This is a genomic window from Vibrio sp. ZF57 (genome assembly GCF_001691235.1).
Classification (GTDB): domain Bacteria; phylum Pseudomonadota; class Gammaproteobacteria; order Enterobacterales; family Vibrionaceae; genus Vibrio; species Vibrio crassostreae_C.
The window spans coordinates 20,653-33,126 of the sequence record NZ_MAKD01000129.1 but is presented as its reverse complement, the minus strand read 5'-3'; the positions used below and the strand labels follow the sequence as shown (position 1 = coordinate 33,126).

The following is a 12,474-nucleotide window of genomic DNA, read 5'->3' as shown; positions in this document are numbered from 1 at the left end:
TGTTACTCATAGCAACTCTACAAAGCGACCAATAGACCAATATAAAGTGCTACCACCACATGACTTTGATTAGCGTTACTTAAGACGCTAGAGTTGAAATTATCATTACTTAAGATAATAATAATTTTCTGTTATTTATAGGCTTTAGTATTTGAAGGTGAGTATGATTAATCCACTTTGGCTCAATACATTTAAGACTCTGGTTGAAGTTGGCCATTTCACCCAAACGGCAGAAAAGTTGTATATGACACAACCTGGAGTCAGCCAACACATCAAGAAGCTTGAACAAGCTTGTAATTGTGACCTGCTCTCTCGAGAAAACAAGAGCTTCGAACTGACCGAACAGGGTCGGATTATGTATCGCTATGCGATCAAACTAGAGAAAGACCAAGAAGATCTTTTTGAGTCTCTGAGTTTTGATAACCCTTATGCTGGGCAATGTCACTTGTCTTGCTCTGGCTCACTCTCTTTGCGTCTGTATCCCAAGCTTCTTGAACTTCAACAGCAACACCAAGAGCTCAGCATTAACTTAGAAGCCGCTCCAAACAAAAAGATATTGAATGACCTAAGCGAAGGCACTACCGATATCGGCATTGTTAGGCATTCCCCGAACGACAGCTACTACCAAAGCCAAGTCATCGGCAAAGAAGCACTGTGTCTTATTGTTCACCACAGCCTTGCTGATTTAGAGATAACGCCGCAAGTATTGAATGACATTGGCCTGATTGCCCACCCAGATTCTGCACACTATCTGTCTTTGTATTTCGACCTTTGCGGAGATAAAGACTTAGCGAACATCAACGTTAATGAGATACCAAGATCTGGCTACATCAATCAGCTTCACCAGATCTTGCTACCCGTATCAAAAGGATTAGGTTTTACCGTGTTACCGGCTGGCGCGGTTGAACACTTCCCAGATAGAGACAAGCTACACGTTGTGCCGCCAAAGGTAGAAGTAGAGGAAACGCTGTATCTGGTTCAAAAACGAAACCGAAAACTGCCGCACCGATACGATACGGTTGTTGAGCTAATCAAACAGAACGTGAGTCGTTAGTTCGGTATAGATAGATTTGAAGCCTTTAGCTAGCTCGGTATTTCGCTGTAAAAGCTAAAGGCTTTAATGTTGAAGTGATATTTATAAAAGACAACTACTCAGAAGCGCCAAGCCCCTCTTTTGCTCGTTCAAAGTCATAATTATCTAACGCACTTCGAACATCTTTGAGAACAACAGAATGTGGATACTGTGCCAGTAACTCAGTCACATATTGAGTTGCATCGTTATCATAAGCATCCAGCAGTGATAGCAACTGAGCATGCTGTTCTGACGTGATGCTCGGTGAATCAGAGGTATCAGCAAGACTCGCATCGGCTTCTTCAGTACTTGTCGTATTGAATCCCCCAACACCAGACACATCAAAGCTGATCTCAACTGCTTTAATCAGTTCGATTAACCCAAGTTCGCCTTGCTTAAGATCTGCTTCATCACACGCCTTGTTATGCGCTTTGCTTTCTAAATCACTGAGTAACTCTGCCAATCGCAATCCACCAATCGAAGCTGCCATGCTTTTTAAGGTATGTAGATTACGCTCTAACGTCTCCCAGTCGCCTTGTACTAAGTTATCAAAAGCATCCGACATAATGTCTGGCGATCCTTGGCAGAACCTATCAAGCATTTTGGCTTGCAGCTTCACATCATGATAAGTCAGTTGCTCAAACCTCGACTGAGAGAAAACAGGCGGCTCAATTTGGGGATCGGAGTGCAATTCCGCACTCTCACCAGAATCACCTGTCTGGATCGCATCTGAAGAGGTGTCTGATGGCGCTCGACCTTCAACTAAGACCTCAGGAACAATGTATCGAGTAATCAAAGACATCGCTTTATCAATAACAATAGGCTTATCCAAGAAGTCCGTGATGCCCGACTCCCTCGCTCGTTGTTTCGCATCATCAAAAACATTGGCTGACATTGCAATAATCGGTACATCTATATCGAATTCACGAATCAAACGGGTAGCTTCAAAGCCGTCCATAATCGGCATTTGAAGATCCATGAAGATTATTTCGTAGTCGTTGTTTTTAGCTAACTCCAGCGCTTCCTTTCCGTTTTCAGCAAGATCGGCATTTAATTTAGAGCGACTGAAAAATGCTAAGGCGAGATCTTGGTTCAGCTCATTGTCTTCAACCAATAGCACTCTTTGCCCTTTGAACTCTATCTGATAATCCAGTTGCAACTCTTGAGCTTTGAAGTCGGCTAACGCATCCGAGCTTGAGCGTGGCAATGTCAGTACAAAGGAGAACTCACTGCCTTGCCCGTAAACACTCTCTACCGTAATTTGACTGCCCATCGCATGAACTAATTTCTGGCTAATGTTGAGCCCAAGCCCTGTACCGCCAAACCGACGTGTCGTTGTGGTATCCGCTTGGCTAAAGGCTTCAAACAGCTTGTGACGGTTCTCATCCGAAATGCCTATCCCGGTATCCATCACACTCACTCTCATGGTTAGGCTGCTGTCGTTCGAGTCAACATGCTCCACCGTTAATACTACGCTGCCTTGTTCCGTAAACTTAATCGCGTTGCCCACAAGGTTGAGTATGACTTGGAACAACCTCAATGGATCGCCTTGTAGTGGCGTGTCTAACTCTGGGTCGATGACCATCGACAAATTGAGTTGCTTCTCAGCCGCTTTCGATTCCATCAACTCAATCACATCTTTAAAAGTCGTTACGGGATCAAACGGGACGTTATCAATAACAAGTTGCCCAGCTTCTATCTTTGAGAAATCAAGGATGTCATTGATGATACCGAGTAACGAATGGCCAGAACGGTGCACTTTCTCAATATAATTTCGAGCGACAGGATTAGATATTTCGCCAATCGCCAGATAAGACAAGCCAATAATGGCATTCATTGGGGTTCTTATCTCATGGCTCATATTAGCTAAAAATTCCGATTTAGCTTGGCTCGCCAAATCGGCTCTCTGTTTCTCTTCTTCCAATTGTTCGTTAAGGCGCTTCATTTCTGAAATATCGAATGCCCAAAATAGTGTGGCGACTTCACCATCAATCTCAAAAAGATAGTAACTGACCAAAGCAACAAATCGGGTTCCATCAGACTTTCTGAGTACTAACTCCCTATTTTCAACTTTACCGTTAAGGTCGAGCTCTTCATGCACGCCATCACGAACGCTCAGCGAGTCATGGATAGCGGCAACGTCGATAGAAGACAACGCCTGATCTTCCACGCCAAACAAACGTTTTGCCGTATCGTTCGCGTAACGAACCTCTTCTTCAAATACCACACTAGCTGCAATTGGAGAGCTATTTAGCATGTTGTAGAGTTGGTTCTGCGCCTTTTCCAGAGCTTCGGTCGCTTCCTTAGCAATACTGATCTGCTTCGCTAATTTACGATTCCAGAAAATAATAAGAAGAAGGATCACCAGAGAAAAAACCGAAATAGTGTAAACCAATTGATAATCAACTCTTTCTATCGCTTTGGGCGCCGCCCACTTCGCCGATATCTTTTGATGTTCTTCAGCAGAAATACTCTCAATCGCCTTATTCACAATCGAATAAAGCAAAGGTTCAGATTTGATGACATGCAGAGTTGGCGACAGGAAGAAGTCTAACCGGCCGATGATACCAACCCCTCGATGACCAAATGAATCAATGAGGTAATTGAGGACATCAACAGTGTCGACCATGCCGTCTAAGGTTTTATCATCCAATCGGTTGAGCCCATCGGCCGTGGATTCTACCTCTACCCACTCAACGTTCGGGTACTTATCTAAAATCGCGTTAGTATTTGCCGCATTCTTCAATATACCGATTTTCCAACCATCAGCTTCTTCAAGTACCAAGCTACTAACGTCTCTTCTCGATGCAATGGCCAAACGACTTGAAAACAAGCTTTTAGCTGCTTTGACGTTATCTCCTAACGAACGATTCTCTTGAGCTGCTGAGACCAGTTCCACTTCATGATGATCAACCAAGCTTCGGGTCTCAGACCAATTCGCCACGTCAACATGCTGAATACTTAGCCCTGTTTTTTGTTCAATCAGCGTTAGATAATCATCAATCATCCCGATGTATTCACCGGTATTGGATACCGCTTCATAAGGTAACGAATTCGGATCGATACCTATACGTACATCCGGATTATCTTTAATCCACGCCCTCTCTTTTTGGCTTAGATTTAGGATCTCTCCAGTCAAGTTACTCGCTTGATAAACATCCGTAATATAGCGTTTCGCCGCATCTCCGAATGAACTAAATTGTTCGACAGATGGAAAATAAACATGGTTCCGCACTAACGAATTAACATCAAAGTAGAAAGTCATCGAACCAGAGTTGATACTCCCTCCCTTGGTCCTATAATTCGCCACCTTGGTGACTGATGAAAAGTGAGAGGTATTTTTCTTCTCTCCATATTGATCAACTAGGTTGCCTATGTACCAAGATTTGATCGGGCGACTATTGTTATCCGCTTGTGCGGTGATCATCTGAAAAGAACTGTCCGTGTCGAAAATTTCAAACACTTCCGTCAACTCTTCAAAGCGGTCGTTGACGATAAAATACGCAGATATTTGCGCGATAATATTCGCTTTTTTAAGGACTAGGCTTAAATCACTCTGAACCTGCATCTCGATAATTTGGTTTAAGCCGTCATCCTCCTGTTTAAGCCTTTTAATTGCGGCATTGAAGCTATCTCTGATTTCTTCACTCTTAAAGTCCACATAGATCGGATACTCAACTTTATACTCGTCATGTAGCGTTAGCTCTGCCATTTCAATAAAACGAGTATTGGTGATAAACCACTCTAGCACTCTTCGTTCAACCATTAGCAGGTCAACATTTTGAGCCCTCAACTGCGAGAATGCTGATTCAAGATCTTCGTAATCTTCAACACGATCAATGTCTAACTTACTCTTCAGAACTTCAACAGAGTTTTTAATTGAGGATGTTTCGTCGAACAATAACGCCCCTAATGATAGGTCTTTTTGGGATTGAAGTTGGAGTTTGCGGCGAGTTAGTGAAACAGGAACAAACTCAACATTAAGAACGTTATCACTTAAAAAGTGCGCATTAGGATCATCAAACTGAACACCAGAAACAAAGGCTATAGAATTATTGTTATCGATGGCTTTTTTAGCGGCGCTAGGTGGAAGTGTGACAACGTCACTTAGTTTATATCCCATGTCATTCAGTGCACGCTGAAGAATGTCGTGCTCTAGCCCGACTGCGGTGCTGTCTGGGTAAATATACGGAGGGTTACCAAAGCCAAACACGCCTTTTAGCGGCACTCGATAGGGGGAACTGTCTAGCCACTTCGATAAAATCTGGTTCTTGTTATCAACGTCGAAGGTTTCAATCTGTTTGTTGATTAGCGTCAGCAGTTCTGGTTCATCGGTTCGAATCACCATTGATGCTTCAAACCTTTTCCAATGCTCCAGAACATAATTTACCGCTAAATCATGAACGCCAATCTTTTTCGCAAGATCCATAGTGGTGATAGGTTCACCGACCATGCCTTCGACATCCCCGGCCCCTAACGCACGTACTGCATCAATAACGTTATCAAAATTCACTCGCTCAATAGAACTCAATTTGACACCGGCTCGCTCCAAATCGATATTTTCATTAACCATCGCAATACGGCGTTTATTATTTTGATCTAGGTTTCCATCGAGTTTGTTGTCGATGGGAACAATCACTGCGACCTGATAAGGAATATAGGGAGCACTCGCAAGAAAACGGCCACCTTCACTTGGGTCGAACTGTTGGAATGGAAATACATCGCCTCGCCCGTCGACTAACGCGGCTTTAGCCTCGACACGCGAGTTAACTGTGACAAACCGAACATGAACACCAAAACGCTGTTCAAGATCTAATGTCCAATCTTTGATGATCCCAGAAACCTGCCCATCATCATCGATGAATGAGTAAGGATAATGGTTGGCCAAGACAACAAAAGTTACCGTTGGTTGGTTTCCCAACCACTGATTTAACTCAGTATCTGTTACCTCAGCAGCATTCGTAGATCGCATTAGCAGCGACCACACCACAAGTGTAATGACCAGAAAAACAACCAAACGATTTAGCGACAACATCAAGCCATCACTCATCTCTAAATTTCTCTTTAATTGCTAGAATCTCAGGTAACTTCAGAAAAAACACATCAACGATAGTTGGATCAAAATGTTTGCCTTTCTGTTCTTCAAACAAGTTCAGCGCCTCATCAATACTCCAAGCTTTTTTATAAGGGCGCTCTGCGGTCAGGGCATCAAACACATCAGCAACAGCCGCAATTCTTCCAACCAATGGGATACCTTCACCAGCTATCTGGTTTGGATAACCACTGCCATCCCATTTTTCGTGATGATATTGCGCCACCTGAATAGCCATACGCATCAGTTTGGAATCACTCTGCCTACCAAGTATATCAACACCATATTCGACATGCTTTTGCATAATTGTCCACTCGTCGGCGTCCAATTTACCCGGCTTGAGTAATACGCTATCAGGAATACCGATCTTACCAATATCGTGCATTGGCGCCGCGTCACGGAGCGTTTCGGCATCTTCGTCAGTCATGCCCAACGCCTTGCCTAGCACCTCACAGTAGTGGCTCATGCGCTTAACGTGCATACCCGTTTCGTTGTCTTTAAATTCCGCTGCTCTCCCTAAGATATTGAGCGTCTCAAGTTTACCTAGGTTGATCTCGACGGTTTTGTCTTTCACTTGATGGAACAGCGCTCGTTGTTGGTCATACAACGCGATGTGGGTTTTGACACGCTGGAGCGCGATTTCAGGCGTAATTGGTTTCGTTAGGTAATCGACAGCACCTAAAGACAAGCCTTTCACTTCGGCTTCTGGACCAATTGTGGCGGTCACGAAAATGATAGGAATGTGAGCCGTATTCGGCTGAGCTTTAAGTTGGCGGCAAACCTCGTAACCATCAATGTCAGGCATCATGATATCAAGGAGGATAAGGTCTGGCTGCGGCACCATCTTCGCAATCTTGATACCAATGGTGCCGTTAATCGCCACTTTCACTTGATAGGTATCTTTGAGTATTGCCGTTAACACATCCAAGTTACTTGGGGTGTCATCCACGACTAACACTATGGGTTTCCGACTCATTGATACCTCGTATACAAATCAAACAGTTATAACCATAGTGTAGAACGGTTTTCAGAGATTAAGCAGAAAAAAAGCAATTGATTTTCAAAAATGAAGAGTAGATCTGTGAGTGACTTCAAACTGGCGTTATTAGAAGTACGACCAGTCAATATTACGTCAGTTAAGTTATTATTATACAAGGGGAATTACCTTTGCATTGCAACATTTCACTAACAACACAGATACTATCCGAAAACAAAAAGAGCTCCTCATATGGGAGCTCTTTTCGTTCAACGGCTAGAAAGCAAAACAACCGAGTTATTCAGTAATCTAACGACCAGAATAATACATACAGATTCGAACACCATCGAACTCACGAATCTCAAATGGGATCTCGTAGATAGACTCCATCACTGATTTTTCAACCACTTCCGAAACCTTACCCGACTTAACCACTTTACCTTTCTTCATCGCGACAATGTTATCCGAGTAGCAAGAAGCGAAGTTGATGTCGTGAATCACGATAACGACCGCTTTATTGAACTCATGCGCCAAACGACGCAACGTCTGCATGATTTCAACCGAGTGTTTAATATCAAGGTTATTCAGAGGCTCATCTAAGAACACATAATCCGTATCTTGCGACACAACCATCGCGATAAACGCCATTTGACGCTGACCGCCACTCAACTCATCAAGGTATTTGTTTTGGATGTCAGTAATGCCAAGGTGTTCTAGTGCTGTATCGACGATTTTATGATCTTCGTCTTTCAAGCGACCTTGAGAGTGTGGGAAGCGACCAAAACAGACCAACTCACGAATCGTAAATCGCATATTGATGTTGTTTGATTGTCTTAACACGGCAAGGTGCTTCGCTAGCTCTTTGGTATCCCACTCAGCCAGTAACTTATCGCCAATGACCACTTCACCTGCGTCACTGTCGGTTAAGCGGCTCGCCATTGAAAGCAGTGTACTTTTACCCGCACCATTTGGGCCAATGATAGAAGTCACTTCGCCTTTCGGGAACATAGCACTGGCATCATCCACCACGAGTGACTTGCCATACTTCTTAGTTAAACCTGTTAATTTAATCACTACTTACTACCTTTACTGAATTCTGGTGCGTAACAACAAGAACATAAAATACAAACCACCGACCAAGTTAATGATCACACTCACTGTGGTTTCAAACGCCATTACTTTTTCGATAAACCATTGGCCTGAAACCAATAGAACGACCGCTAACAAACTGCTTGCGATGATAAGCACACGATGTTGATAAGATTTGAATATCTGACGAGCTAAGCTCACGGTGATTAAACCAAAGAACAGCACTGGGCCAACCAAAGCAGTCGATACCGCGACCATCACTGACACAATCACCAAGGTAATCTGAGTCAGTCGTTTGGTGTTCACACCCAAGCTTGTTGCGTTATCAACACCAAGCCAAAGTACATCAAGCTTAGGCGCTAACAACCAAAGGCCAAGCAAGCTCAAACCCAAAGGAATAAGGCTGAGGTAAACCAACTCGCCTTTCACGTTATTGAAACTTGCGAACATCACATTCTGCAGCACCGCGAACTCGTTCGGGTCAATCAACATCGCCAAGAAGTTAGACAAACTCGAGAATACGCTGCCACATACGATGCCTATCAACAGCAGTGTGAATACGTTGTTTCGCTTGCTCTTAAAGTAGAAATGGAACAAAGCAAACGAGAACAAGATCATCACAGTTACAGACATCGAAAAGTTTGCGATTGAATCAATCACCCAGAAACTGGTACTGCCAAACACAAACAGAAGTACCGTTTGAACCAGCATATACAAGCTATCAAAGCCCAAGATGGATGGGGTTAAAATTCGATTATTAGTAATGGTTTGGAACACCAATGACGATGCAGAAATCGCCACCGCCGCCAACACAATTGACAGTAGTTTAGGTAGTCGCAGAGACAAGAAGAACTCGTAGTTATCCCACGTCAGCCCCTGCCCGATGAATAGCGCTGTCATACCCAAAGACGCGATAGCCAGAATCGCAATTTTTACTGAATCACGCATTCGACTTGTCTCTCATGATTAGGTAGATAAAAATCAAGCCACCAAAGATGCTGATTACCATTGAGATTGGAATCTCATAAGGGAAGATGACGATTCGAGCTAACAGGTCACAAGCCAACACCAAGATCACGCCCCAGTAGGCCGTCCAAGGCAGAATCTTCTTCATGTTATCGCCCATCATCAGCGACACGATATTCGGCACGATAAGGCCAAGGAATGGAATAACACCAACAATCATCACCACAGAAGAGGCGCAGATAGCAACCAACGCAACACCAATGAAGACGATCTTCTGATAATTCAAACCGATGTTTTTCGCGAAGCTCTCACCGATGCTCGCCGCACTGAACTGGCTCGCGAAATAGTAAGCCAATACACAAGCAGGCACCGCGAGATAAAGGATTTCATAGCTGCCCTGCAACACGCTCGCAAAGTTCGCCATAGTCCATGCCGACATGGTTTGTACTAAGTCGTACTTATAAGCAATAAAGGTTGTTAGAGACGAAACAACGTTGCCATACATAATGCCAATCAAAGGCACCAATACCGCGTTCTTAAACTTGAGGTGTTGTAGGAAGCGAACCAATAGCATGGTGCCAAACACTGCAAACGCGAAGATAAAGCCTAAGTAGCTCCATTGCGCAGCATTGCCTAGCACTAGAATGCCGACTATGTAACCCAACATCGCACAGTCAATGGTGCCCATCGTCGAAGGCGCGGCAAACTTGTTCTGTACGATTTGCTGCATGATCAAGCCAGAAACACTCAATCCCGCTCCGGCAAGCACGATCGCGAGTAGTCGAGGAATCCGACTAACAATATAAATAGAATTGGCGTGTTGGTTGCCATTGAAGAAGTCACTAAAACTGATTTCAGCGACTCCAATCATCAATGACGCAACGCATAACACAACAAGAAATACAGCAGCTGCAATGGGTTTCAACATAGAAATAATACTAAAGGTAGGTCTCGGGTAGCCCGTATAAAAAAGGGAAAAAGGGCTTATAAGAACACTCTTATAAGCCCGAAAATCTGATGGTTAATAACTATTGAATCGTACGTTCAATGTCACCAAGCATTCTGTGAATCGCCGTCACACCGCCACCAGCCAGATACCAAGCACTTGAATCAAGGTAAACGATGTTTCCATGCTGCGCTGCAGGTGTTGCCGCAACCAGTGGGTTATCAAACAGTTGTTGAGCGCGACCTTCTGATTTGCCAATCGCTTTTTCACGGTCAAGCACGTAAAGCACTTCAGGTTTTGCATCTGCAATGTATTCAAAAGAGATTAGGTTGCCGTGTGTTCCTTTGATCGGAGCCACAGTTGCGCTCTTTGATTCCACAAAACCAAAGTCATCAAAAATGATTGAGAAACGGCTGCCTTTGTTGAACATCGCAATGTTGTTGCCGTTGTTCATTAGCATCATTGCTGAAGTTTCGTCAGACGCCACTTTGTCGTTTACCGCAGTAATAGAAGCTTGAGTCTCTTTAATGATCGCTTCTACTTCAGCTTGCTTACCAAAGATGTCACCTAGCGCGCGCCAGTTTTGCTGAGCATCAGCCCAGTATTTGTCGCCTTCAATAGAGAACATGATGGTCGGAGCAATTTGTGCCAGTTTGTCGTAAACCTTAAGCATGCGGTTTTCCGCGATGATGATGTCAGGTTTCAACATGTAGATAGCTTCAAAATCAGGTTCGCTTAATGAGCCTGTATTTGCCGTCGTATCTTTGTACGAAGCTAGGTAATCAGGCAGCAAGCTATGAGGTGCGCCAACTGGCTGCACACCAATTTGATCTAGCACGTCTAAGCTACCGTGACCAAGAACCACCACTCGCTGTGGTACTTCAGTAAACTGCGCTGTGCCTTTCACATGCTCAATAGTGACGGTTTCCGCATGCGCGGTCATCATGAATGATGATGCTAGAACGATGGCAAGCCCGCTCAATAACTGGCGAACTGAATTGATTGTTTTCTTCATGTTTCTTCCTTTGCCATTGAGACAAACCACCACTCATGACAATGAAAGTCACACTACTCATAGACGAGCATGGGGCGTGCACAACTGCTAAATAACGATAATTTAAAGTCTGTCATTGGATTGACAACAAACTTGTAACGCAAGTGAGAACTATTATCAATTATATTTGCACTAAATTGGCGATACAACAACTTTATTATTCAGAAATGTAAAAGTGAGTATTCATATTTTGCGTAGTCAGGAGAGGTATTAGGAATCAGAAATATCAAAAAGACGCGAAGAGGAAAATACTCATCAACCTGAAGAAAAAAACAGATGGGGAAAGCACCCAAAAACCCTGTAATTACAACGCTGAACCCCAAAATCATGGATTGTAATTTACAATGTAAAGATCATATACAACAGAGACTTAATCATCACCAAATTAGCTGATCAATTAAACCCACTAATGACAACGAATACGAACAGCTGAAAAGCCAAGACTCAGTCAGATATCATGGTCAAATCCCTGACCTTCGCTCATTTAACCTTCAGTAACCGATGGTAAATCACCCAAAAATATTTTTGAATTTAATTGAAAATAGGGTTGTAATTTTGAAAACTAGGCGTATAGTTCGCCACCTGGCTCTAATCTATAGAGCTGTTAATGCTAAAGTAAGTCCAAGTTCCACATAGACAGTTCTCGATTCCCTCGTTACACCATCTCTGCGTCAGCTTTCACCCAGATAGTCATTCAATAGCTTTTAAATTCGATCCTACTACCGATCTATCGTCATTTGCTCTTTTGTCAGCGAAGTCAGAATAGATCGAGCACTTAAATACAAATGTAATAAACACAAGGCACAGTTATGTCACGCAGAACAACACGACAAACCCATTGGTACCAACTATCACGCGAAAAAACAGTCAATAAACTAAAAGGTAATAAATGCTCAAGATTAAAATAGATTTACACAAAGAAGAGATTTCATGGGTCACCGAGATTCGACAGCTCAATAGCGATATACTCCACCGCCACATATTGCCCAAGCTACAACATCACAGCTATCTCATCGACTTTGAATTTAATGAACGAGAAAGCATCGGAACTATCGTTTCAGGCAACGGAAACACCCTAGGACATTTCACACTCCTATAGCATTTCCCAAAGGCTACAAAAGAAACACCATCTAGTCCCAAAGATGTAAAAGATGTCACCCTCAATTCGCTCTAGCAGAACAAAATAGAGTAGAAGTAAAACAGATCTGAAACCTAGCCCTTTTTGCATTTCACACGCGGCTAACGCTAGCTAGGTTATCGTACTTCTATCGAAACCAAC

General features: G+C 43.4%; 8 protein-coding genes. 2 read left to right on the top strand and 6 right to left on the bottom strand.

Annotation, left to right across the window (positions count from 1 at the left end; genetic code table 11):
• Window positions 1–163: 163 nt before the first annotated feature.
• Window positions 164–1,054, top strand: a complete 891-nt coding sequence (locus tag A6D97_RS19675; protein WP_017061891.1) for a LysR family transcriptional regulator — start codon at window positions 164–166, stop codon at window positions 1,052–1,054.
• A gap of 94 nt (window positions 1,055–1,148) precedes the next feature.
• Here the strand turns inward: A6D97_RS19675 and A6D97_RS19670 are convergent, their stop codons facing one another.
• The 6 genes from A6D97_RS19670 to A6D97_RS19645 all read right to left on the bottom strand — a co-directional run bounded on the left by A6D97_RS19670 (window position 1,149) and on the right by A6D97_RS19645 (window position 11,156).
• Entirely contained in the window at window positions 1,149–6,122 is a 4,974-nt protein-coding gene (locus A6D97_RS19670; protein ID WP_065585091.1) for a transporter substrate-binding domain-containing protein, read from the bottom strand.
• Entirely contained in the window at window positions 6,115–7,140 is a 1,026-nt protein-coding gene (locus A6D97_RS19665; RefSeq protein WP_065585090.1) for a two-component system response regulator, read from the bottom strand. The genes A6D97_RS19670 and A6D97_RS19665 overlap by 8 nt, the downstream gene beginning before the upstream one ends.
• A 309-nt stretch (window positions 7,141–7,449) precedes the next feature.
• Window positions 7,450–8,214, bottom strand: a complete 765-nt coding sequence (locus A6D97_RS19660; RefSeq protein WP_065585089.1) for an ATP-binding cassette domain-containing protein — start codon at window positions 8,212–8,214, stop codon at window positions 7,450–7,452.
• Between the two features lie 12 nt (window positions 8,215–8,226).
• Window positions 8,227–9,177, bottom strand: a complete 951-nt coding sequence (locus A6D97_RS19655) for an iron chelate uptake ABC transporter family permease subunit (protein ID WP_065585088.1) — start codon at window positions 9,175–9,177, stop codon at window positions 8,227–8,229.
• A complete protein-coding gene (locus tag A6D97_RS19650; protein WP_065585087.1) occupies window positions 9,170–10,123 on the bottom strand; it encodes an iron chelate uptake ABC transporter family permease subunit in 954 nt (317 codons plus the stop codon). The genes A6D97_RS19655 and A6D97_RS19650 overlap by 8 nt, the downstream gene beginning before the upstream one ends.
• A gap of 100 nt (window positions 10,124–10,223) precedes the next feature.
• Window positions 10,224–11,156, bottom strand: a complete 933-nt coding sequence (locus tag A6D97_RS19645) for an ABC transporter substrate-binding protein (RefSeq protein WP_065585086.1) — start codon at window positions 11,154–11,156, stop codon at window positions 10,224–10,226.
• 928 nt (window positions 11,157–12,084) lie between these two features.
• On the opposite strand from A6D97_RS19645, the gene A6D97_RS19640 reads away from it, so the two are divergent.
• The gene (locus tag A6D97_RS19640) at window positions 12,085–12,294 is read left to right on the top strand and encodes a hypothetical protein (protein WP_004731601.1); all 210 of its coding nucleotides are present in this window, start codon (window positions 12,085–12,087) and stop codon (window positions 12,292–12,294) included.
• Window positions 12,295–12,474 lie beyond the last annotated feature (180 nt).